Source organism: Chryseobacterium sp. GW821-FHT04C04 (assembly GCF_059420365.1).
The window spans coordinates 253,020-277,802 of the sequence record NZ_JBWKTO010000002.1; the positions used below are offsets into that span (position 1 = coordinate 253,020).

At 36.0% G+C, this 24,783-nt stretch carries 22 protein-coding genes; 7 read left to right on the forward strand and 15 right to left on the reverse strand.

Translation table 11 applies throughout. From position 1 onward, the window contains the following. Window position 1 precedes the first annotated feature (1 nt). The 9 genes from AC07UM_RS07345 to AC07UM_RS07385 all read right to left on the reverse strand — a co-directional run bounded on the left by AC07UM_RS07345 (window position 2) and on the right by AC07UM_RS07385 (window position 10,511). Complete coding sequence (locus AC07UM_RS07345) at window positions 2-1,177, reverse strand: aspartate aminotransferase family protein (protein WP_494682290.1); 1,176 nt, start codon at window positions 1,175-1,177, stop codon at window positions 2-4. A 96-nt stretch (window positions 1,178-1,273) separates the two neighbouring features. After that, the gene (locus AC07UM_RS07350) at window positions 1,274-3,019 is read right to left on the reverse strand and encodes an OstA-like protein (RefSeq protein ID WP_494681887.1); all 1,746 of its coding nucleotides are present in this window, start codon (window positions 3,017-3,019) and stop codon (window positions 1,274-1,276) included. 3 nt (window positions 3,020-3,022) lie between these two features. Beyond that, a complete protein-coding gene (locus tag AC07UM_RS07355) occupies window positions 3,023-3,496 on the reverse strand; it encodes a Fur family transcriptional regulator (RefSeq protein ID WP_034731532.1) in 474 nt (157 codons plus the stop codon). 65 nt (window positions 3,497-3,561) lie between these two features. Then, window positions 3,562-5,556 (reverse strand): KUP/HAK/KT family potassium transporter, encoded by a 1,995-nt coding sequence (locus AC07UM_RS07360; protein WP_124534558.1) that lies wholly within the window; start codon window positions 5,554-5,556, stop codon window positions 3,562-3,564. Between the two features lie 113 nt (window positions 5,557-5,669). Then, entirely contained in the window at window positions 5,670-6,650 is a 981-nt protein-coding gene (locus AC07UM_RS07365; RefSeq protein WP_103233421.1) for a pyruvate dehydrogenase complex E1 component subunit beta, read from the reverse strand. 101 nt (window positions 6,651-6,751) lie between these two features. Beyond that, window positions 6,752-7,369 (reverse strand): DUF8845 family protein, encoded by a 618-nt coding sequence (locus tag AC07UM_RS07370; RefSeq protein ID WP_494681888.1) that lies wholly within the window; start codon window positions 7,367-7,369, stop codon window positions 6,752-6,754. Between the two features lie 2 nt (window positions 7,370-7,371). Next, window positions 7,372-7,869 carry an RNA polymerase sigma factor gene (locus AC07UM_RS07375; RefSeq protein WP_494681889.1) on the reverse strand — a complete coding sequence of 166 codons (498 nt, stop codon included), beginning with the start codon at window positions 7,867-7,869 and terminating at the stop codon, window positions 7,372-7,374. A 103-nt stretch (window positions 7,870-7,972) separates the two neighbouring features. Next, on the reverse strand, window positions 7,973-8,392 hold the full coding sequence (locus AC07UM_RS07380; RefSeq protein ID WP_124534564.1) for a DUF2147 domain-containing protein: 420 nt from the start codon (window positions 8,390-8,392) through the stop codon (window positions 7,973-7,975). Between the two features lie 190 nt (window positions 8,393-8,582). After that, window positions 8,583-10,511, reverse strand: coding sequence for an LTA synthase family protein (locus tag AC07UM_RS07385; RefSeq protein WP_494681890.1), 1,929 nt, complete (start codon window positions 10,509-10,511; stop codon window positions 8,583-8,585). A gap of 89 nt (window positions 10,512-10,600) precedes the next feature. Between AC07UM_RS07385 and AC07UM_RS07390 the strand changes: the two genes are divergently transcribed. The 4 genes from AC07UM_RS07390 to AC07UM_RS07405 all read left to right on the forward strand — a co-directional run bounded on the left by AC07UM_RS07390 (window position 10,601) and on the right by AC07UM_RS07405 (window position 13,269). Further along, entirely contained in the window at window positions 10,601-11,314 is a 714-nt protein-coding gene (locus tag AC07UM_RS07390) for a CDP-alcohol phosphatidyltransferase family protein (RefSeq protein ID WP_124534568.1), read from the forward strand. Between the two features lie 98 nt (window positions 11,315-11,412). Beyond that, a complete protein-coding gene (locus AC07UM_RS07395; protein ID WP_152290083.1) occupies window positions 11,413-12,177 on the forward strand; it encodes a 3'-5' exonuclease in 765 nt (254 codons plus the stop codon). A 2-nt stretch (window positions 12,178-12,179) separates the two neighbouring features. After that, entirely contained in the window at window positions 12,180-12,584 is a 405-nt protein-coding gene (locus tag AC07UM_RS07400) for a putative signal transducing protein (protein WP_494681891.1), read from the forward strand. A 79-nt stretch (window positions 12,585-12,663) separates the two neighbouring features. Then, entirely contained in the window at window positions 12,664-13,269 is a 606-nt protein-coding gene (locus AC07UM_RS07405; protein ID WP_494681892.1) for a fumarylacetoacetate hydrolase family protein, read from the forward strand. A gap of 88 nt (window positions 13,270-13,357) precedes the next feature. Here AC07UM_RS07405 and AC07UM_RS07410 read toward each other — a convergent pair whose 3' ends face one another. The 3 genes from AC07UM_RS07410 to AC07UM_RS07420 form a co-directional block, all read right to left on the reverse strand. Further along, window positions 13,358-14,533: a glycosyltransferase family 87 protein gene (locus AC07UM_RS07410; protein WP_494681893.1), complete on the reverse strand. Its 1,176-nt coding sequence runs from the start codon at window positions 14,531-14,533 to the stop codon at window positions 13,358-13,360. A gap of 27 nt (window positions 14,534-14,560) precedes the next feature. Continuing rightward, the gene (locus tag AC07UM_RS07415) at window positions 14,561-15,466 is read right to left on the reverse strand and encodes a DUF535 family protein (RefSeq protein WP_494681894.1); all 906 of its coding nucleotides are present in this window, start codon (window positions 15,464-15,466) and stop codon (window positions 14,561-14,563) included. A 220-nt stretch (window positions 15,467-15,686) separates the two neighbouring features. After that, window positions 15,687-15,956: a hypothetical protein gene (locus AC07UM_RS07420; protein ID WP_494681895.1), complete on the reverse strand. Its 270-nt coding sequence runs from the start codon at window positions 15,954-15,956 to the stop codon at window positions 15,687-15,689. A 427-nt stretch (window positions 15,957-16,383) separates the two neighbouring features. Between AC07UM_RS07420 and AC07UM_RS07425 the strand changes: the two genes are divergently transcribed. Then, window positions 16,384-16,821, forward strand: a complete 438-nt coding sequence (locus AC07UM_RS07425; RefSeq protein WP_494681896.1) for a universal stress protein — start codon at window positions 16,384-16,386, stop codon at window positions 16,819-16,821. 83 nt (window positions 16,822-16,904) lie between these two features. Here the strand turns inward: AC07UM_RS07425 and AC07UM_RS07430 are convergent, their stop codons facing one another. Next, window positions 16,905-17,138, reverse strand: a complete 234-nt coding sequence (locus AC07UM_RS07430) for a DUF6341 family protein (protein ID WP_494681897.1) — start codon at window positions 17,136-17,138, stop codon at window positions 16,905-16,907. A gap of 42 nt (window positions 17,139-17,180) precedes the next feature. Here AC07UM_RS07430 and AC07UM_RS07435 point away from each other — a divergent pair, with 42 nt between their 5' ends. Continuing rightward, entirely contained in the window at window positions 17,181-18,086 is a 906-nt protein-coding gene (locus AC07UM_RS07435; protein WP_494681898.1) for a DUF6427 family protein, read from the forward strand. A 6-nt stretch (window positions 18,087-18,092) separates the two neighbouring features. Then, window positions 18,093-18,677, forward strand: coding sequence for a DUF3109 family protein (locus AC07UM_RS07440; RefSeq protein WP_494681899.1), 585 nt, complete (start codon window positions 18,093-18,095; stop codon window positions 18,675-18,677). Window positions 18,678-18,740: 63 nt separating this feature from the next. On the opposite strand, the gene AC07UM_RS07445 is transcribed toward AC07UM_RS07440, so the two are convergent. Together AC07UM_RS07445 and AC07UM_RS07450 are read right to left on the reverse strand one after the other, a co-directional pair. Beyond that, complete coding sequence (locus AC07UM_RS07445) at window positions 18,741-21,584, reverse strand: M16 family metallopeptidase (RefSeq protein ID WP_494681900.1); 2,844 nt, start codon at window positions 21,582-21,584, stop codon at window positions 18,741-18,743. A gap of 299 nt (window positions 21,585-21,883) precedes the next feature. Next, complete coding sequence (locus tag AC07UM_RS07450; protein ID WP_494681901.1) at window positions 21,884-24,748, reverse strand: M16 family metallopeptidase; 2,865 nt, start codon at window positions 24,746-24,748, stop codon at window positions 21,884-21,886. Window positions 24,749-24,783 lie beyond the last annotated feature (35 nt).

Below are 24,783 nucleotides of genomic sequence, written 5' to 3' on the forward strand. Positions count from 1 at the left end.
TTTAATTTTCGTTGAGAATATCGAGAATAATCTGGCATCCTTCTTTGATTTCTTCCAGGGATAATGTAAGGGGCGGAGAGATTCTCAGGTACTCATTTCTGTAGAGCTGCCAGAAAACAACAAGTCCTCTTTCCATACATTTTTTAGCCACTTCCAGCGTATATTCCGGGGTTCCTAGATTCACGGCAAGCATTAAGCCTTTACCATTGATATTTTTAATTTTTGGGTGAACTAAAAGTTCTCTGAATAGTTTTTCTTTTTCTTCTACTTCATTCATTAATCCGCTTTCCAGAACTTCTTTTAAAGTGGCGTGGCTTGCAGCGGCAATCAATGGGTTTCCTCCAAAAGTAGTAATATGCCCCAGTTTTGGTGAATGCGAAAGGGTTTCCATAATTTCTCTGGAACTCATAAAAGCACCTACGGGAACTCCTCCTCCCATTCCTTTGCCCATCACCAGGATATCCGGAACGATTCCAAAATGCTCGAAAGAGAATAGTTTTCCTGTTCTCCCAAATCCGGGTTGTATTTCATCCAAAATCAAAAGTGCTCCTACTTCTTCACATCTTCTTTTTAGCTGGATCAGATAGTCATTATCGGGGACCAGAAATCCTGCTGCTCCCTGAATGGTTTCAAGGATAACGCAAGCGGTTTTTTCGGTGATCTTATCGAAATCTTTTTGATTATTAAATTCGATAAAAGAAACCATTGGCAATAAGGGGCGGAATTCTCTTTTATGCGTTTCATTTCCTGAAACACTCAAAGCACCGTGTGTATTCCCGTGATAAGAATCTTTAAAGGAAATAATCTCTTCTCTCCCTGTATATCGTTTTGCCAGTTTTAAGCTCCCGTCAATAGCTTCTGCACCGCTATTCACAAGATAGGTAACTTCTAAGGGATCCGGAGTAGCTTCTGCAAGCAGTCTGCAGAGTGCTATAGGTTTTTCCTGCGCATATTCACCATATACCATTACATGAAGATATTTATCTGCCTGTTCTTTGATTGCATTCACAATTTTAGGATGTGAATGTCCCAGCGTGTTGGCAGAAACTCCTGCTACAAAGTCAAGATATTTCTTTCCGTCTGTACCATAAATATAGCTTCCTTCTGCTTTTTCAACTTCAAAACCTGCTGCGAATTTTGTGGTTTGAGCCTGATATATAAAAAAATCTTTATGCATTTCCATTGTCTCCAAAATTTCAGCAAAGCTATAAAAGATTCATTAAACGTTAAAATTAATACATAAAAAAAGACCAGTGTGTACTGGTCTTTTCTATTATTTTCTGGTCCGTTTAGGTTTTTTAGCTTCTTCTTTGGCTTTTTCGTCATCTATGGTTTTCTGAGCTTTATCGAAGAGTTCGTTATCAGCGGTATAATGTATTTCTTCGTTGTTCGGGGTATCTACAAGAATATCCTGCCATTTTCGGATTCGGTCTTTGGTATTCCAGTTAAAATCCGGAAACTTCCTTCGTGCAGGTTCTATCTTACTCATCGGATAGGTATCTGAATTGGCGCCGATACTGCATGAAATAATCTGTAGGGCTCTTTCTTCAAATAACGCTCCGATAATTCCGCAGGTAGAAAGTGTAATTCCTATTCTTTCCTGTTTTTTGGTTTCCTGATCAGTATCGTCAACGTATACAATAGACTGGGCATTTCCTACTACTCTTGCTTCTTTAATATCATTCTTCTCATAGTAAACCGTCATGAATTTTCCTTTCACCTGGTTGAACTCATCTTTTAGGCTTAATGAATCTACTTTGCTGATGGCAAAAGCATTTCCTATTACCTTCAGCGAGTCTATATTTTCACTCTTTGTATTAAAGTAAGCTTCTACTTTATCTCCGGTCACCTGCTTCTCACCACTCCAAAGAATGGGGCTGGTATACATGTGCATAATTCCGTCTGTTTCATTGAAAGCGATAGAGTCTGCTCTCCCCTGTGCATTAGATTTATAAACACGGGCTTTTTTATATGCCCGCAGATAACTTTTCTTCACTTTTATATCCAGCGAATCCGGTCTTTGATAAGAGACAATTTTCTCAGCGGCAAAATAAACGGAGTCTTTTTCCATTATTTTTACTGCGTAAGGATTTTTCGTCATCATTGAAGAGTCTTTTTTCTCAAAAATTTCTCCGTAGCCTCCTTTTATATATCTCTTTTCTTTCGGGTCATCAAGGGTTACATTTCCTGTTGCTGTACCAAACCCTGTTATCTGATTATAGTACATCTCATCACCGGTAAGGATTTTATCGTTATAAAAGATTCTGGAGTTTTTGGTTAGAAAAGCCTCCTTTGTTTCCATTTTATAAATTCCTTTTTCAGTATAAATCCTGTTTTTAGGATTGGTTTTACTGGTAATGGTTGTGGGACCAAGAAAATCAGCAATTTTTGTATTTTGATTCTGCTTGATGTTGGGCCCTTCTATAATATATTGAGGGGTTTCAATTTTTACATTTCCTGTAAGGTCTACGACTCTTGTATTGAGGAAATAAGTTCCTACTTTCGCATAGGTCACATTCTGACCATCAGAGATCGTTCCTCCTGTATTAAAATAAGCCTGATTAGCAAGCCTGTCATAATACAGAATATCAGTTTTTATCGTTTGTTTGGGATCGGTAAGGACTACATCTTTTCTGGCAACACCTTTCTGGGTATTGGCATCATATTCCATTTCTCCTGCTGTAATTACAGAGCCATCTGTATTCTGAAGTTTTGTATTGCCTATAGCCTTTACAAAGTTCTCTTCATTGTACAAAATAACTTCATCTGCAGTAAGAATGGAGCCTTGGTGTTCAATCTGAACATGCCCCACAAAATATTGATTCCCATCATATTTTTCAGGATTTTTCTTGATTTCGTCTGCGTGGATGATCTTTACTTTATCTTCAGGTCTCATCTGCACCTGCTTAGGCTGGCCAGATGAAGGAGTCTGCAAGTAGGGATCTCTCTTCACAGGGGTTTTATCCTGCGCAAAATTTAGCGTAGAAATAAAGAGTAACAGAAAAAGGATTATTCTCATTAATTAGTCATTCTTAGTGCCATAAAAATATAGCGAATGAGAATCAATATTTACGCCAAATGCTTCTTCAATGGCTTCTTTGATTCCTTGGATTCTTGGGTCACAAAACTCAATAATTTCTTCAATTTCTTTATCAGAGCCTTTTTTGTAGATGACCAGGTGGTCATGTTGTTTGTCAAAATAAGACTTTTCATATGATGAAGAAGTCAATGTTTTTTCTCCAAACTGATGCTTACGGATCAAACCTGCATCAAGGAAAATTTCAATCGTGTTGTAAATCGTTGCTTTAGAAACATGATATTTTTTCTGCATCATTAGAAGATACAGATCATCAACGTTGAAGTGATGATCCATATTATAAATTTCTTCCAATATCGTATATCTCTCAGGTGTGTTTCTGAACCCTTTTTCTAATAAGTAGTTTCTCAAAACATCCTTGATCAAAGCTATATTTTTTTCTTTTTGTATTGTATCCATTAAAAAAATTATCTACAAATTTATTGAATTTTATTTAAATAGATATTATGGTTACATACCAGAAGTTAAGAGTTATGACGGAAATAGCCCGACTGCTCAATCTTGTTATCATAAACTGTTAATTCTGTGATCGGCGCAGATTCCACTTCAACGTTATGAGAAGACACTCCCCAAGCCTTAAAGTCGTCACTTCCGATATACTTCACAAAGTTATAAATGTTAAGAATAATCTTCTGTTTAACAGTTAATAGTATATCGTTGATATATGTATTATCTATGATCACATATTTAAGATCCGGTGGTATCTCGTGAGCTCTCAAAGAAGGGTGGCTGCTTCTTGAAGGAATCGTTCCGTCAGCCATTAAATCTTTAAGTACCATATTGAAGTAATCATTGATTCTTCGGTCTACTTTAAATCCTAAAAGGAAATTGATTTTATATACTGTCCCGGGAAGAATTTCATCTACTGTATATCTGAAGGTATATGGATCTTCCTGGTTAACGATGCTCAAAATAAAGTAATGATCGGCTCTTTTCGGCTGTTTTTTGATAATGGAATAGATAATTTTGGATTCTACTTCATCATTTCTTTTTGCTCTGCTCAGATAAGCCAGATTGGTAGCATATTTCGGAATGGTTTCATCCAGTTTCATGTCTTTAAGAATAGACACGTATTTTTCTATTTTCACAAACTGGATAAATCTTGTTTTGATCAATCTACCATTATACCATGCATACATAGAAATTCCGATAGAACCAGCCAATACAACGGTAATCCATCCTCCTTCCATGAACTTGATGATATTGGCACTAAAGAAGCCTAATTCGATCGCCATATATACTAATGCGAAGAATAATATCAAAACCTTGCTTACTCTATGTTTCAGTAACCAGAAGACCAGCAGGACGGTTGTCATCAACATCGTAACGGTAATGGAAAGTCCGTAGGCCGCTTCCATTTTACCGGATTCCCTGAAATGCAGAACCACAATAATACATAGAATAAGAAGTCCCCAGTTGATTCTTGGGATATACATTTGTCCTTTAACTCCGGAAGGATAATCAATTTTTTGATTGGGCCAAAGGTTGAGAGACATTGCTTCAGAGAAGATTGTAAAAGAACCTGTAATTAATGCCTGGCTGGCAATAATTGCGGCAGCAGTTGCTAAAATTACGCCTGGTATAATCATCCATTCTTCCATAATTCCAAAGAATGGGTTTACTACAGAAAATCCAGGTTTATTATGATTGGTCAAAAGCCATGCTCCTTGTCCAAGATAGTTCAGAATAAGCATAATCTTAACGAATGCCCAGCTTACTCTTATGTTCTTGGCACCACAATGTCCTAAGTCTGAATAAAGAGCTTCTGCTCCTGTCGTACAAAGGAAAACGGCACCTAAAATAACAATTGCACTCGGAGAGTTAGCAATAAGTTTGTAAGCATAATAAGGATTGAAAGATCTTAGGATCTCAAAGTTCTCGCTCAAATGCATTACGCCCAAACCTCCTAATACTAAAAACCATACCACCATTACAGGGCCAAAAAACTTCCCGATAAAGCTTGTTCCGAATTGCTGCACCACAAAAATAGCAATCAGAATTCCAATTGTGATGGGAACAACCGGGGTATGTGGATTATAGATTTCAAGACCTTCAATGGCTGACATTACTGTAAGCGATGGTGTGATTACTCCGTCTGCTATAAGAGCCGCAGCACCTACAATTGCAATAAGGTACAACCACCCTTTTTTAAGGTTTCTTACGAGTGAAAACAAAGCCAGGATGCCTCCTTCTCCTTTGTTATCTGCCCTCAAAGCGATGATCACGTACTTTATTGTAGTCTGAAGGGTAAGGGTCCAAATAATACAGGAAAGAGCTCCTTCTATGTATTCATTGAATGGCATATTACTCCCCTGCGATCTCGCATTCACAATTGCTTTCATTACGTAAAGCGGTGAGGTACCAATGTCCCCAAAAACAATTCCTAAAGACACTAGAATTCCGATAAAAGAAAGTTTCTTTATATCAAAATGATAACCATCTTCTGTAACTTCTGCCATATCAGCTTATTTATTTTAAAGGCGCAAATTTATACTAATTTTATGACGTCAAGAACTTTTCTTCATGAATATAATAAATGAAAAAACTTCCTTTCGGAAGTTTTTCTCTATAACTATTTTACGTACATCGCTTTTTTAATTTCCTCTTTTACTTTTTCAAGCTTAGGGAACCATTCTGCAAACAATGCTGCAGAGTAAGGTGCAGGTGCATCAGGAGTAGTAATTCTCTTGATAGGAGCATCTAAATAGTCAAATGCTTTTTGCTGTACCATATAAGTAATTTCAGAAGATATAGAAGCAAATGGCCAAGCTTCTTCTAAAATAACCAATCTGTTTGTTTTCTTCACTGATTCTAAAATAGTGTCAAAATCAAGAGGACGAACAGTTCTAAGATCGATAACTTCTACAGAGATTCCTTCTTTAGCCATATCTTCAGCAGCTTGTAAAGCCAGCTTCATGATCTTACCGAAAGAAACCAAAGTAACGTCTGTACCTGCTCTCTTGATATCTGCTTTTCCTAATGGTAAGTAGTATTCTTCTTCAGGAATTTCCATTTTATCTCCATACATCTGCTCAGATTCCATGAAAATAACCGGATCATTATCCTGAATTGCAGTTTTCAACAACCCTTTCGCATCGTAAGGATTTGAAGGAACCACTACTTTAAGACCAGGAATGTTTGCAAACCAGTTTTCAAAAGCCTGAGAGTGGGTAGCTCCCAATTGACCTGCAGAAGCTGTAGGGCCACGGAAAACAATTGGGCAATTCCATTGTCCACCACTCATCTGACGGATTTTTGCAGCATTATTGATAATCTGATCAATTCCTACCAATGAGAAATTGAATGTCATATACTCTACAATTGGTCTGTTACCATTCATCGCAGCACCCACAGCAATTCCTGTAAAACCAAGTTCTGCAATTGGGGTATCGATTACTCTTTTAGGACCAAACTCATCCAGCATTCCTTTTGAAGCTTTGTATGCACCATTGTATTCTGCAACTTCCTCCCCCATTAAAAAGATGGATTCGTCTTTACGCATTTCCTCGCTCATTGCCTGTGCAATTACCTCACGAAAAGTATATTCTGCCATATTTATTCGAAAAATTTAGACTACAAAAATAGTGTTTTTTTATTATACACATCATAAAAAGGCTCCACATTTGAATGATGAAGTTATAATATTAATTTTATTTAAAATGGTTTTTCTTCATGACTACTCAATTCTTTATAGTTTTTTCTAAGATCCATTAAAATTTTTCCGTAGGTCATTTTATAGATGATATACAATAAGAATAACCCAATCAACAGAAAAATACCAAAGGCAATATAATTTCCGGTTACAGGCATCAGTTGATTGGGATCTGTAAGGGCAGCATCCATGTGGTGTCTTGTATTCCATCCATCTTTAAATCCTGCCATAAAATCTCTCGTATTGTGATCAAAATGAATGATACCGTCTACAATAGCCAAAATCAAAGAAATACAGGCATATCCTAAAATAAGTGTTCTCAGATTCAAAATACTTTTCATTAGGGAGATGCTGTTCTGCCCGGTTTTCATTTTTTGGAACAAGGTGATGATGATTGCCATAAAAACTAAAAACATTCCCATTCTTACATAGGGAAACTGTTTGTCCAGATAACTATACAACGTCCATAAGATAACTTCAACTATTCCGATAATGAATAATTTTTTTGTGATGGAAACAGATTTATGTTTTATCATGGTATAAATTTCTTTTTCGGAATATTCCTTGAAATCTCCTGATTCCTTATTCCAGTCTTTTTTCAGTAATTCCAGTTCGTCCATATTTATTTTGCAGTGATTTTGGTTTTCAAATTATTTTTCGCTCTGTTCATTTTCACTCTTGCATTTCCTTCTGTTATCCCAAGGATCTCTCCTATCTCTCTATAGGGTTTATCTTCAAGATACATCATGATTAAAGCTTTTTCTACATCAGACAGTTCATAGATCGCTTTATACATCTTCTTAAGCTTATATTCATCATCTTCATAGTCTTCATATTCCATAGTAAGAGACGAAACATCAATATCTACAGCTTGGCTCCCAGCTTTCTTAGGTTTCCGGAATAAAGTAATTGCTGTATTCAATGCTACCCGATACATCCAGGTCGAAAACTTAGCCTCTCCTTTAAATCCCGGAAAAGATTTCCATAGCTGAATGGTAATCTCCTGAAAAAGGTCTTCGTGATCTTCGGCATTGTCCGTATATATTTTACATATTTTATGAATCACCCTTTGATTGGGCTTAAAAAATTCGATAAATGTTTTCTCCTGTTCGGTGCTCATATCCTATAAGTGGGACGTTTTTATTTTCGTTACAATATTTTTTCAAAAAAAAACGACATTTCATTGCTGAAATGCCGTCTTAAAATTCTATTTTAAACTTAAATTAATTCACTTTCTCCCACACCTGGGTTCTTCCTAATAGAGATAGTCCTAAGTATCCTCTTACATTCAGCTTATCTCCGCTTCTTGTAATAGTACACTTATATGTTTTCCCCGTTTTGGGATCAGTAATCGTTCCTCCTGTGAATTCATCACCGTCTTTTTTCAGTCCTCTGATAATTTCCAGTCCTAAAATGGGTTTTCCTTTTCTGTCATCCTTACAAGATGTACAGTTGGGCTCAGCTGGTTTTATCAGCAATTGAGAAACTTTTCCATAATATTTCCCGTCTGATTTTTTGTACACTTCAACAATAGATTTAGCCTGCTTTGTTTCATCATCTATCGTTTTCCACTTTCCTTCTATCTGTGCAAACGTAAGTACACCGAATAGAGAAAGTGCGAATGTTAACAATAATTTTTTCATATTTCTTATAGTTTTAATTTTAATATAATATTCTTATCTACGTATTGATAAAAATATAAATTAATTTTCAACAAACAAAAACTTTTATTATACAAAGCATAAAGAGATACAGAAAGGTAAAATGGGAAAATTATAAAAAACTAATTTGCCCGTCAACCTAACTGTCATTTTGCGGTTGTATTCTTTCGCTTTAATTCAGCTTTCTATTAATTACCCTATCCATATAATCCTGATACCATGCTTTTGCTGTTTTCTTTCCTTGTTCTACCTCAGGAGTTTTAACCTCATTAATAAGATTTTTTTCAAGGCTCAGATCAGATTGATTATATACTCCGATGATTTCTTTTCCATCAAAACGGTAAATATAATTTCCGATCATAAACTGATCTGTACTTCCATCTGAATTGACTACGATGAAAGGATACTTTTTATCACTTACCAAACTTCTTCCCCAGCTTCTGATCGGCTTGTTATACCCTATCAGATCTGCCAGTGTAGGATATATGTCTGCCTGCTGTGCTATTTCCTGATTAACACCTTTTAGCTGATATGCAGGATTGGGAGAGTAGAAAACCAATGGAACTGCATAACGATTCATGGCTCTTTCATATTCCGGATAATACACCTGGTTGGTGTGATCTCCAGTGAAAACAAAGATCGTATTGTTAAACCACGGCTGTTTTTTAGCCGTTTCAAAATATTTTTTGATAGAATAATCCGTATACTGCATCGGCTCGTGTATTTCTATGTTCCCTTTTTTAAATTTCCCGTTATATTTTTCAGGTATTTTAAAAGGGTGATGCGAGGAAGCGGTAAATACAGTGGTCATGAAAGGTTGTTTCTTCCCTACATTTTTAGCAAAATACTGAAGAAATGGCTCGTCCCATATCGCCCACATCCCGTCAAAATCTTCATCATGGTTGTATTCTGTCTTCCCGAAATAATGTTTAAATCCTAAGATATTACCGAATCCAAGGAATCCCATAGATCCGTTAGGCGCTCCATGATAAAAAGAAGTATCATATCCCAGATCATTACAAACCGAAACGATGGACTGAATTTTCTGGTTGGAATACGGAGATCCTGTAAAAGCATCGGTAAGGCTCGGAATCCCGGCCAATACACTGCTCATCCCATGAATTGATTGTCTTCCGTTCGCAAAAGTATTGGGAAAAATAAGACTCTGGCCTGCCAGGCTATCCATAAACGGAGTGTAGGAAACGTAATCTTTAATATTTTTATCTTTATTGAAAGCACCGGAATATTCTCTTCCGAAAGATTCCACAATGAAAATAACAATATTAGGACGGTTTTCTATTTTTCTGTCATATACTTTATAAGGTTGTACGTTTTCTTCAATGTATTTTTCATCTACGAAATGAACTTCCTTAAAATTATTGGTATTTAAAGTCCTGAAAAAGGAAAATGTACTGTTAAGCACCATGTTCCCCTGCAGAGGATTTGTTACAAAACGGGTAGCATCCACCATATTAATAGGCCTTGTACTGTGTTTAAAATCTCCTCGGATTCCTCCAACCACTAATACCGCTGTGATACACAAAGTAAGAATGGAAGTAATAAAATAAGGCAGAAGTTTCACAGGTTTTGAGTATTCCACTTTCACTTTTTTGTAAAGGAAAACCCACAAAATCATTAAAACCACATACCAGATCAGAACAAAAGGATGCTGTCTGATAGAGATCATCAGTGTTTGAGAAACATTAGACTCATGCTCTGCCACCTGAAATACGGCTGAAGTAAGCCTTGCCTGCGAAAATTTATAATAAATAAAATCTCCGAAATTCATGGCATAGGCAATCCCGTTGGTAATAAAATAGAGCCAGAAAAGAATTTTTTGAAAAACTTTCTTGGTATTGATGACCAAAGGCAGTAAACTCAGAAGTATAAATAATGCGTTTACATATAAAATAGCCGTAGTATCGAAAGCCGTACCATGGAAGGCGAGCTTTATATATTCTGAAACAGAGTCAACTTTAATCAGATCTTTATTAAAAACCCAGAATAAAAGCCTGGCAATCTGATAAAAAAAATAGGCCAGAAAAATCCTGTAAACTAATGCCAGAAGTTCCTGTTTTCTAAATCCTTTTAAAAATTTCATGGAGCAAATTTACATCAAAATCACATTAATGCATTTTTTAGTTCAGATTATTTTGAGTTAGAATTTTTAAAAACTGTAATTTTGTGCTTATGGATTTTATAAAGAATAATCTGGCCAATGCTTTAACGCTGGCTAACTTATTTGCAGGCTGTGTAGGTGCAATACATCTAATTTTAGGAGATTATCAGACAACGGCAATCTGCCTTGTTCTCTCTTCGATTTTCGATTTTTTTGACGGCTTTGTAGCCAGAGCAGTAAAATCAAACTCCAATCTGGGACTTCAGCTTGACTCACTTGCGGATATGGTAAGCTTTGGATTGATCCCGGGACTTACTATGTACAAAGCACTTGAACCATTTGGAACCGAGCTTTTGGGACTTCACTTTCCATTTGAAATCAAGTATCTTGGATTGATCGTTACTGTATTTTCCTGCCTGAGACTTGCTATCTTTAACCTTGATGAAGAGCAGCGTTATTATTTTAAAGGATTGAATACGCCAACCAATACCGTTCTACTGTTTGGTCTCTATTATGCGTTTAAAGAAACCGGAACTTTCAGCTTTTTATTTGATAATGAACTGCTATTGATCCTGCTGACTCTTCTTACGTCATGGCTGCTGATCAGCCCAATCAAGATGATGGCCATGAAATTCAAATCCAAACAATTGAAGGACAACTATCCTAAAGTAGTATTATTAGTGGGTGGCATTGCTATTCTTGCCATATTCCAGATAGTAGGAATCCCGATGCTTGTTATTTATTATATATTGGTGTCTCTTATTTTTCAGGGACAGTTAAAATAGGTATTAGAAATTAAAAATTATATGAGGCACAAATACGTATAAGATGCGTATAAAGTCCATTGTAAATAGAACACATTTTCAAATTATTAATGATCAACATGAACTTAAAACTCCATAAACCGCTTTGTATTTTTGACCTGGAAACCACAGGGACTAATATTGGAAAAGACAAAATTGTCGAAATCTGTATTTTAAAAGTAAATCCGGATGCATCCAGAGAGAGCAAAACGTGGCGTGTAAACCCCGAAATGCTTATTCCTAAAGAAAGCAGTGAGATCCACGGAATTTATGATGAGGATGTAAAAGATGCTCCTACTTTCAGAGATATTGCGTCAAAAGTGATGGAAATGATTACCGGGAGTGATCTGGGAGGATTTAATTCCAACAGATTTGATGTTCCCCTTTTGGCTGAAGAACTTTTAAGAGTAGGAATGGATTTTGATCTGAGTAAATTCAGATTAGTAGATGCACAGACTATTTTCCACAAAAAAGAACCTAGAAACTTAGGGGCTGCTTATCAGTTTTACTGTGGAAAAACATTGGAAAATGCACACTCTGCAGAAGCTGATGTAATGGCAACGTTCGAAGTTTTGGATGCTCAGGTAGGAAAATATGATGATATTCCAAACGAAATTGCCCCATTAAGCGAGTTCACTTTTCATAACAAGAATGCGGATCTTGCCGGATTTATCGGATACAATGAAAAGATGGAAGAAGTTTTCAACTTTGGAAAATACAAAGGCCAGGGAGTGAAAGCTGTATTCCAAAAAGATTTAGGATATTACGGATGGCTTCAGAATGCTGACTTTCCGTTGTATACCAAGAAGGTTTTTACAAAAATTCAACTATCAAGCAGATTTTAAAAATGTCAGATCTTGTTCGCTTTAAATTTTATGAAACTGCCCTTGAAGCTAACAGGGACAAGCAGATATTGGCTGAAAACGACATCAATAGCTTTATTGCGAATGAACAGCTGATCCAGTCGGATTGGCTTCTTTCACAAGCTGTTGGCGGTATACAACTTCAGGTTTTTGAAGACGATCTCGAAAAAGCCCAACAAATCCTGCAGGATTATAAAGATAATGAACAGTATTCTTTGGAGGTAGAGCATACCATTGAAGATCCTGAGTTTGATTTTGTATGTCCGAAATGTGGTTCCAATCATATTTACAGGGATGACAGTGCAACCAGTTTCTTTGGAATTTCTTTTCTGACGAGTCATAAGTTCAAATGTTATTATTGCGGGAATGAATTTAGCCACGATCAATAGGAATTAATAATCTTCATCATTTAATAAGATTGCTTCGTTCCTCACAATGACGAAGTCAAAAAATAAAATAAAAAGAGTTATGAAAATCATCTGCATAGGAAGAAACTACAGTGAGCACGCAAAAGAATTAGGAAACGAAATTCCTGAGAACCCTGTTATTTTTATGAAACCGGATACAGCGGTTCTAAAAGGAAATGATTTTTACATTCCTGAATTTTCAAATGACATTCACTACGAACTTGAAGTGGTAGTAAAAATTTCAAAAGGAGGAAAATATATTCAGAAAGAAACAGCGCACAAGCATTATGAAGAAATAGGGCTGGGAATAGATTTCACAGCGAGAGATCTTCAGAGTGAGCTAAAATCAAAAGGACTTCCATGGGAACTAGCCAAAGGTTTTGACGGTTCTGCGGTAGTAAGCAGTTTCTTCAAAAAAGAAAATTTCAGTCTTAACAGTCTTCAGTTTTCATTATTGAAAAACAAAGAGAAGGTTCAAGATGGTAATACAAAAGATATGATGTTCAGCTTTGATGATATCGTTGCTTTTGCTTCTCAGTATTTTACTTTAAGGGTAGGTGACCTTATTTTCACCGGAACTCCAAAAGGAGTGGGAAAGGTAAATGAAAACGATGTATTGGAAGCATTTCTTCAGGAGGAAAAGGTATTGGACATCAGAATCATGTAAAAAATCATCTATGATAAACAAAAAGCAATAGTTCAGGAACTATTGCTTTTTGTTTATATTGAAATAACCTGTCTTTCTTTTCCGGACTTTAAAAACTGTAATCCTTCTTAAAGTCCTTAGCCAACAGTTCATAAATTATCCTAATCCATATAATAGTACAGGGTACTGCTTTTAAAGAATATTTGATGATATAATTCTTTTTAATAAATTTTGGAAACAAATCCGATGTTGAAAAGCAGGTAAAAATGATAACGAAAATCAATAATGCAATCAGAAAAGGTGTCTTTTCTTTTTGAAGAAAAAACCAGATCATCACCCCCGTTACTGCAATAATATAGGTAGGAGATTCAGAACTTGAGCTAAACAACACCAAAAACAATAAAGTTGAAGCGAGGATCATCAGACGAAAAGTATAATACTGATACTGTCTGACTCTGATATAGGGAGCTGCAAAGAGAGGTATTCCGAAAGCCAGGAAGACAAGATTGGAGATGGAAGCAAGTCCCGAAATCCTCCTGAAAACCCCCATTAATGAAATATCCTGCCTATTTCCCAATATCTGGTTTTCTGCATTTTTCCCGACAAGAGAATGAAACCATTCATAATAACTCTGAACAACAAATGCAGGACTTGAATACATCATAGGGACCACAAAACATACCGCTCCTATGACCAGTCCCGAAATGATAAAGCTGAATTTATTTTTGACAAAAGGAAATTGAGCAAGACCTACTATTCCATAAATTTTAACAAAAAACATTATTACAATAGCACTAACTGATTTTACCTCCTTTCTTTCATAAATATAAATTGCAGACAATACCAAAAGTCCTGTTAATGCTACATTAAACTGATAGTATAAGGAAGCGGTTATAAATTCCTGTAAACATAACCATGCAAAAAAGGATTTCTTTTTATCAGAAAACGGCAGTTTATACAATGCAAAGAGGAATATAATGGTATTGGCAATATTCCACGCGATCATCCCTACTCCATCCTGCAGTATGGCAAAAGGAGCTATGACAGCACTGAAAAAGACCCCATAATGATTACTGTCAAAAAAAATATCGGGATATTGCAGAAAAAGATTTTTCTGCTCAAGCGTATTCACAAATACATATTTATATAACAAATAGTTATTGTAAGACTGAGGACCATTTAAATAATTGACTAAGGCCGTAACAGCAGCAGCTATAACATATATGGTAAAAATAATTTTGTGATTTTCTGTAAACCTGAGAAGAAAATCCGGAACATTTTTCATGAGATGAATTTAAAATAGATAACCAGTTTATTTCATATAATTAGATAAACTTTCTTTCACAGAATCTATAAGTGCATATCTTTTTTTATAGGATGCCCTTTTCTCTGATTTGATATCACCCATACTTTTTCTGGTATTCTTCAATGGTAACAAATACCAACCATCTCCATTATCTATTCCGCCAATTTCTTTCCAAAAAGCATCATAAGAAAAACAGATGTTATGAATAAACGGAAGATGGACAAAATGTTTCTTGTTCTGTGTCTGGCACTTACCGCCAATCCCCATAATTAACCCTACATTGAATTCTTTGCAAAATTCCTGCAGCATTTCTATCAAAAAGGATTTGGGCCTTATTCCATACATGAGCTTTTGAGCTTCTTTAGTTACATACTTCCCGTCAATGGCAGGCCGCCCCTGCAGGCAGCCGATTCTGCACACCCAATCATCCTTTTTACTTTTTTCCAGTGAAAAAGAAACCGAAGCGATCTTACCATGAAGATGATCAATAACTAAAGAAAAAACCAATTCACCTTCTTTTCTATAGCGGTCATCATATCCTATTTCCAGGCTTCCTGGTAAACTATTTTTTAAAGGAAATTCGCAAATGACAGAATCATCCTTTTGAATAATCTTTTCAATACCATGATCATAAATAAAGTCATAAGTATCACAAATAATTTTGATTTTCCTTCTGATACCGTACCGAGATGAAAGGTAAGCCTTAAAAGGTTTCAGGAAAAGCCTTGGTCTATAGAACATAATTTCCCTGTATCGATCAGTTTCTAAAATTGTAAACCAGTACTGCGAAGCTCTATACTCCCACAATGATAAAATAAAGCTTTTGTACTGCTGTTTACGTAAATATTCCGGCTTTTCAGTGCTGAAAGCTATTTTTGCATAACACCAAGCTTTTACACCAATATAAAACATCTGATGTAAAAATTTTGACAGTAAAACAATCCGATAGAAATAAATCCATTCATATCAAATCAAAATAAAATTAATTAAATATCTAAACAATGAACTTGTCTAAAGTTTCCTTATTAGAATACAGCAAGAAGTAATTAATTGAATACATTTCCAATGTAAAGCTCTAGTTTCAAAACAAATTAATAAGGCTTTGAATCCTTCTAACCATGCATTCATACGCTCAATAACAAACCTTCTTTTGTACAATTTTTATCAAAAATAACATCCCATCAATAGCTTGGCTATATCCCAATGGAATACCTTGATTATCATACAAGAACAACATATTGGTCGTTCTGCACTTTTTTCCACCTTGGTAACCAACTCTTTCTCCATCTTGCTTTGCCAGGATATGAGAGCCATCAAGCCGAATGCAGGATAAATCCAAATATGTTTTGTATTTTTCAAAAAAACCTCCTTTAACCGTTCCCAATTCCCATTTCTTCACCATTTTATGAAATGATGATATATACTTAAAGTGTTGTTTCCATATGTTTTGGGATCTATGAGGCTAATATCTTGGTATTTTCAGAATTTTAGGTTTTCTATAAGGCTCTAATAAATTTTATTATTTATTTCTGAACCTATACAAAATCTTAGATTATCCTATAAAATCAACTACTAATGAATAATGTATGGTTTTTCAGATAAGTAAATAAGAGCCTTTCTAAAAAGTTTGCTTTCCCTCCTTCTTAAAATCTTTACTAAAGAATGATGAGGGGGATATGATTTAATTTTCGATGAAGAAAATATTAAAATTAAAAACGGGGAACCTTCGTTAGCAATAAAAAAAGTTTAAAATCTACTTTAAATATTATTATATTTTAACATCTGGTCTGATAAATTTCCCTTATCTTTAGGTAACAAAATGAAAGGTTATGATAAATATTGTATTACCCGTAGATTTTGGGGACAAGACAGACCAATTGGTAGACGGTGCCATAAAATTTGCAAAACAGCTTAACGGCAGAATTTACCTGATCCACGTAGCGCCATCAGATATTGGCTTTGCCATTGGCGATATGGGATTTCAATATTTTCCGGAAGTGGAAGCCAACGAAATCAGAGAGGAGCTGGTGCAGCTTAATAAGATTGAGCAAAGAATCATCGCCCAAGATATTGATTGCGAGCACCTTTTAAAACAAGGACTTGCCAAAGATATTATTCTGGATCATGCAAAGGAAAAAAATGCAGATTATATTGTGATGGGATCACACGGCAGAAGCGGAATTTATGATGTATTCGTGGGAAGCTTAACAAAAGGAATTACGAAAAGCTCAAGTATTCCTGTTCTCGTACTTCCAATTCACGACTAAGAAAAAGAAATTTTAATCGTTAGTAATAAAAAAACCGATCAAAGCATAATGTTTGATCGGTTTTTTACTATATAACCAATTAATTAACCTTCTTTTTTGTAGATCTTTGGATCGTAGTAAGGATTCTTACCTTCCGTTGGAGAATAATAGTCTTTATCTTTGTCACCGCCTAATGTCACTACCAGTACATAGCACCAATAAGTAAACAATACACAGCAAACCGCAAATAGAATCCAGTTTAAAACATTACCAAACGAATCAAAGAAACCGAAAGTCCATTTGAAAACTTTACTTAAGAATAGAAAGAAAGACGTCATTATTTTCCTTTTTTAAATTAACTTTGTACAAATTTATAAAAAATGTTTAAATTACTTTCAAAAGAAAGCAATATTTTTTCAATTCCTGTTTATATTGGTTTTCTTCTTTTAGTAGTAATAATATTTAACATACTGAATTTCAACACTTATGAAGCTATTGTTGCCGGAATAACTTTTTTGGGAATTGCTTTAGGATATTTTTGTTTTCACAGTATTGCCCTTAATTATCAGACTCATCTGCCATTATTCTTATATACTTTTTTTATTTTTGGGCTGTATCCCGGAAATCTGGATATAGGAATTGCTGTTTCGCTGCTTACCAATTCTTTTCTTATCCTTCTTCTGACAAGTGCAGATGAGGACATCAGAAAGAAGTCATATGTATTGGTGGGAGCTATTGTGGCGTTGAATTTTATTTTCCTTCCTACGACCTGGCCGATGGCTTTATTTGTAATCATTCACGTGATTGCTACCTCTGCCAAAATTGCATTGAATCTTTTCAGGTTCCTGCTGGGAATTGCCCTGATTACATTCAGTTATTTTTCTGTGATGTATTTTGTTCAGTTCACTTCCTGGAATATTGATTATTTTCCGTTTGGAAAGATGAAGCCGATAACAGATTATACGGAGATTCTGCCATTGATCCCTGTGATTCTGATGCTGATCTATGCGGTATATGACCATTTTAAAAATTATAATAAGAAGAGTCCGATAAGCAGGTATAAGTATACTTTCTTACTGGTCTTTTCGATGGCACAGCTTGTTTCCATCATCCTGTATATGAATAAAAGCTACGAATATCTGATGCTTCTGGCATTTCCTTCAAGCATTATTCTGAGCAGAATGATGAGATTTTTGCCTAAATACTGGATGAAAGAGGCTGGTTTATGGCTTATTATTATTAGTTTACTGACCTTCAAAGCAGGTACAGTTTTTGATTTATTTTAAAAAATTATGATTCAGATAGACGATAAATTGATTTCCGAAGATATTTTTTCCGAGGAATTTGTTTGCAACCTTACGAAATGTAAAGGTGCATGTTGTGTGGAGGGAGATGTAGGAGCTCCGTTGGACAAAGACGAGCTTGAAGTATTGGACAGTATTTTTGATAAAATAAAGCCTTACCTTACTCAGGAAGGAATCAAAGCCCTTGAAGAGCAGGGAACATGGACTACTGATCCGCACGACGGAATGTATGTTACTCCAATGGTGGAGGACCGCGAATGTGCTTATGTAACTTTCGATGAAAAAGGAATTACCAAATGTGGTATTGAAAAAGCGTATGAAGATGGTGCTGTAGACTGGCAAAAACCTATCTCATGCCACCTCTACCCGATCCGTGTTACAGAATATTCTTCATTTACCGCTTTGAATTATCATGAATGGAATGTATGCAGCGATGCCTGCACCCTGGGAAAAGAACTTCAGGTTCCTGTCTATAAGTTTTTGAAAACCCCATTGACAAGAAAGTATGGTGAAGAATTTTACAATGTTCTGAGTGAGGTCGCTGACGAATGGAAAAAAGAATTTGGTTCTTAACCGATTCAAATTAAATAACAAAAACCGCAGATTTCTCTGCGGTTTTTTAATTGAAATAAGAATTTATTGTTTTGTCCCTCCGCTAGTTTTAATCGCTTTTGGGATATTTCCAAACCCATCTTCTGGCATTAATACCGCGATACTTCGTCCTTTAGAAAGATATTTTCTGGCAACATCCTGAAGATCCTTTATGGTGAGTACCTTTACTTTATCCGGATAATTCAGAATATTATATTGATCACTGCCATCTACCTGATTTTGGGAAATCCCCTGTAACCAGAATCCATTGTTTTTAAGACTTGTTTTATATTCGTTGTATTCTCCCTCTTTATATTTATCCAGGTCTTTTTGCTCAGGGCCTTTATCTATGAATTTTTGTAATTCGGCCATTGCAATTTTTGTGAGTTTATCTACATTTTCAGGACCACAAGGGAAATTAACACTAAAATCGTAGGCACTGTATGGAATTTTACTGAAACTTCCCCCTGCACCACCACCATAAATACCACTTTCTTCTTCTCTTAGTTTTTCAAGAACTTTAATTGTAGCGACTTCACCAAGAGCTGAAAGCGCCATAGCCTCTTTCTCATTATAAGGGGCTTCTCCGCTATAAGAAATGGTTACCAGGCTCTTCGGTTCTTTTCCCTTTTTATATACTTTGGTATATCCTCCTTCCACAGGTCTGTACCCCGTATCTTTAAATGTAGATGATTTTCCAGAGGTAGGAAGGGATGCAATATACTGCAGTACTTCTTTTTTAAGCTGTTCTTCATCTATATTTCCTACAAAATAGAAGTGGAAATTACCTGCATTGGCAAATTTCTGTTTGTAGATATCATATGCTTTTTTATAATCTGTATTCGCCCAATCTTTTTCGGTAGGTTCAAGGCTGGTAAATCTTGGATTTTTCTGATTAATAAATTTGGCATATTCATTAGAAAAATAATACTCCGGATCTGAATCTACATTAGCCAATGCTGCAGATTTCTTTGTCTTGTAAGCATTGAATGCATCAGGGTTGTAATTTAAGTCCGTAAAACAAGCATAGATCAGCTCCATAGCCGTTTTTAGATCTTTTTTCGAACTTGTTCCGGAAACGCCTTCTGTAAGACCTCCGACATAAGAGCTTGCACTCACTTGTTTTCCAGCAAGATAATGTGTAAGATCTGTTTTAGAAAGCCCGCCAACTCCTGCTTCCAGCAAAGCATCGAAGGCAAATCGTGTTTTATGATAATCAGCATCCGGAATAACTGATACTCCTCCCAGGCTTATTGCTGCAAAAGCAATTTCATCATCTTTAAAATCTGTTTTCTTGAAAGTAACTTGAGTCCCGTTGTTTAATGTCCAGGTTGTAGTCCCCAGCTTAGCATCTGATTCTGTTTTTGCAATTTTACCTTCGGATTTGAATGGTTTTATTAAGCTCTCAGCCTTAGTTTTTTCTTCATAAGGTTTGAGGTCAGCCATTTTCACAGCATCAAATGTATTCAGAACCATTGCCTCTGTTGGCATTTTAATATTATCTTTTTTCGGTCCTGTAATCACAATCACCCTGCTGTCATCCTTTACCAGCTTTTTGATAATTCCATTGGTTTGTTCCAGTACTACGGTTGGAAGGACTTTTTTAATATGTTCGTATCCCCAGGTAATTCCAGGGATGGGGTCCTGTCTTAGAAAATTCCCTACATATCCATCAATCAGATCCCCACTTTGGTTCTTGTCTTTATTGTTGTAAGCCCATTCATAAGAAGAAAGCAGCTGTTCTTTTGCTCTATCCAGTTCAGATTGGGTAAATCCAAATCTTTTTGCTCTTTCCACTTCTTCCAAAAGGACTTTTAGTGCATTCAGCTGACCGCCGTCTTTTGTAGCTGCCGATCCTTGAAATGCTTCTTTTGTTCTTGCATAAGTTCCTCCGTGGTATACCGAACCATACGTAAAAGGTGGATTTGTTGAGTTAACCAGTTCTGCCAATCTGCTGTTCAGCATAATATTGACAAGACCTTCTACAAGACTTTGATCGTATTGCTGGACCGTTACATCCGGTTTGTACGCTTCAGAATCTTTGATGATAAACTGAACTCCGGAACCTGTAGCATCCGGATCCGTCTCAATAGCAACCAGTGCTTCTTTATGATTGGGAAGGTCAAAAGATTTTCTTTCTCTAGGTTTTGAAGGATTTTTGTATTTGCTGAAATTATCCTTAATCTTTTTTTCAATTTCATCCACATTGATATCTCCCACAACTACAATCGCCATCAAATCGGGTCTGTACCAGTCCTGGTGGAATTTTCGGATCACATCAGGTTTGAAATTTTCAATGACTTCTTTTTTCCCGATTGGGAGTCTCTCTGCATACTGAGATTTGTATAAAAGTTTCGGAAGGTATTTATCCATCATTCTTTTATCCGGTCCAAGACCTAATCTTAGCTCTTCCAATACGACTCCTCTTTCTTTATCGATCTGTCCGTCGGAAAGTGTTGCATTAAATGCCCAGTCTTCCATCACTTTCAGCCCTGCATCCAGATTTCCAGGCTTATCTAGTGGAACAGGAAGCATGTAAACCGTTTCGTCAAAACCGGTAGAAGCATTAAGGTGCTGGCCGAATTTCACTCCAATAGACTGTAAAAAGTCTACTAATTTGTTATCTGGAAAGTTTTTGGTTCCGTTGAAGTTCATGTGCTCCATAAAGTGAGCCAATCCTCTTTGATTCTCATCTTCAAGAATAGATCCGGCATTGATCGCCAGGCGGAATTCTACCTTTTTCTCAGGTAAAACATTTTTTTTGATATAGTACTTCATTCCGTTGGAAAGAGTACCTATTTTTACAGAAGGATCCACAGGGATATTCTGTCCATAGACATTTACAGACATCAGGAAGATGGCCGAAAACGAAGATAATATTTTTTTCATCTGCATTATTTTTTGACATTCAAAAATATCAATTCTCCCTACAATTAAGCCTTTGCCACACGGTTAAATTCAAGTTAAAAAATTTAAATATTACAAAATGAAAGCGAATTGTTTATTTTATATTACTTAAAATAATTTTTCATTAAAAACATTCGTAGATTATTTAAAATAGACTTATTAAAAATAAGCTCATTTTCTTCATTAAGCTAAAAATGCTATTGATCTGCCGTTATATTATCCTTATTCAACAAAAAAACCGTTGTAAAAAACAACGGTTTTCTTATTTTAAATAAAAAAAATTAATTTACTGCCCCTGGCTTTACAATGGCGGCTTCTACTTTTTTAGTTTCTTCTTTTTTGGCTTTTTCCCAGCCATCTTCCGGCATTAGTGTCGCTACGATTCTTCCTTTTGTAAGGTATTTTTTAGCAACATCCTGAAGATCTTTTACCGTAAGTGCTTTTACTTTATCCTGGTAATTAAGGATATCATATTTATCACTTCCATCCAGCTGGTTTTTAGCAATGGCATTCATCCAGAACATATTGTCTTTAAGTTCTGTTTTATTGTCATTGTATTCTCCTTCTTTGTACTTATCCAGGTCTTTTTGCTCAGGACCCTTGTCGATCAGCTTCTGAAGTTCTGCAATAGCACTTTTAGTGAGCTTATCTGCATTTTCCGGACCACAAGGGAAGTTGATGCCAAAACTGTAAGTACCATAAGGTATTTTGTTCATACCTCCTCTTGCACCTCCACCGTAGATACCGCTTTCATCTTCTCTCAGTTTTTCGAGTACCTTGATGGTAGCCACTTCTCCAAGTGCAGATAATGCTAAAGCATCTTTTTCATTGTAAGGAGCTTCTCCGCTGTAAGAAATAGATACCATACTCTTAGGATCTTTTCCTTTTTTGTACACTTTTGTATAATCTCCGGTAATTGTTCTGTATCCGGTATCTTTAAACATGGTCGTTTTTCCTGATGACGGAAGACTTGCAATATACTGAAGAACTTCATTTTTAAATTTCGCCTCGTCAATATTTCCGACGAAATAGAACTGGAAATTTCCAGCATTGGCAAATTTCTCTTTATAGATATCATATGCCTTTTTATAATCTGTATTGGCCCAGTCTTTTTCCATTGGGAATACACCGATAAATCTAGGGTTCTTCTGGTTCATGAATTTTGCATGCTCATTAGAGAAATAAGCCTGAGGATTAGACAACAGGTTATTTAGCATGGCAGATTGCTTTTCTTTGTAAGCATTAAAGGATGCCGGGTTGTAATTTAAACTTGTAAAATAAGCATACATCAGTTCCAAAGCTGTTCCCAGATCCTTTTGAGTTGTTCTCCCTGAAATTCCTTCAAAAAGAGATGTTACCATAGGATTTACCCCCACCTGCTTACCGGCAAGATAATTGGTAAGATCTGCTTTAGAGAACCCACCTACCCCTGCTTCTGTTAATGCAGCAAATGCAAATTGGGTTTTATTGTAGTCAGCATCAGGAATAAGAGAACTTCCTCCTAAACTTCTTGCTGTAAATACAATTTCATCATCTTTAAAATCAGTTTTCTTGAAAGTCACTTTCGCACCGTTGCTTAATGTCCAGGTTGTTGTTCCCAGCTTAGCATCCGTTTCAGTTTTAGCAATTTTTCCTTCAGATTTGAAAGGCTTTACTAAATTCTTGATCGTTGCCTTTTCTTCATAAGGTTTAAGATCAGCCATTTTCACAGCGTCGAATGTATTCACAACCATTGCCTCTGTAGGCATGGTTATATTATCTTTTTTAGGACCTGTGATAACAATTACCCTGCTGTCATCTTTCACCATCTTTTTGATGATTTCGTTGGTTTGTGCAAGAGTAACAGATGGCAGGAAAGATTTTGTATCTTCATATTCCCAGGCAATTCCAGGAATTGGTTCCTGCTCCAGGAAGTTTTTCACATACTCATCTACCAGCATATCACTTTCTGTCTTATCTCTGTTGTTATAAGATCTTTCAAGATTAGAAAGAAGCTGAGATTTTGCTCTGTCAAGCTCAGACTGTGTAAATCCGAATCTTTTTGCTCTTTCAACCTCTTCCAGCAAAACTTTCAATGCGCTAAGCTGATTTCCTTCTTTTACCATGGCAAATCCCTGGAAAGCTTCTTTACTTCTTGCATAAGTTCCTCCGTGGTATACAGATCCGAAAGTAAAAGGTGGGTTTGTAGAATTGATCAGTTCCCTCAATCTGTTGTTCAACATTGCTGTTGACAGATTTTCGACTAAACTCTGATTGTATTGTTGAATGGTTACATCCGGGGTATAGGCATCAGCATCTTTCATGATAAACTGCACCATAGAATTGGTCGCATCAGGGTCCGTTTCAATCGCTACCAAGGTTTCTTTATGATTGGGAAGATCAAAAGATTTTCTCTCTCTAGGTTTTGAAGGGTTTTTATATTTACTGAAGTTATCCTTGATCTTTTTTTCAATTTCATCCACATTGATATCTCCTACTACTACAATCGCCATCAGATCCGGTCTGTACCAGTCCTGGTGGAATTTTCTGATCACATCAGGTTTGAAATTTTCCAGTACTTCTTTTTTACCGATTGGAAGTCTTTCTGCATACTGAGATTTGTATAAAAGTTTCGGAAGGTATTTATCCATCATTCTTTTGTCTGCTCCCAGCCCCAGTCTCAGCTCTTCCAATACAACTCCTCTTTCTTTATTGATTTGTTCATCAGAAAGCGTTGCATTAAATGCCCAGTCTTCCATTACTTTCAGCCCTGCATCCAGATTCCCAGGCTTATCCAATGGAACAGGAAGCATGTAAACCGTTTCGTCAAAGCTGGTGTAAGCATTAAGGTGCTGTCCAAATTTCACTCCGATAGACTGTAAAAAGTCTACTAATTTATTATCTGGAAAGTTTTTGGTTCCGTTGAAGTTCATGTGCTCCATAAAGTGAGCCAATCCTCTTTGATTTTCATCTTCAAGAATAGATCCGGCATTGATCGCCAGACGGAAGTCTACTTTTTTCTCAGGCAACGTGTTTTTTTTGATATAGTACTTCATTCCGTTGGAAAGGGTACCTATTCTTACGGAAGAATCCACAGGGATATTCTGTCCAAAGGCATTAGCAGACATCAGAAAGATGACCGCAAATGAAGATAATACTTTTTTCATGTTATTTGATTTTATTTACACGCTAAAAGTATCAA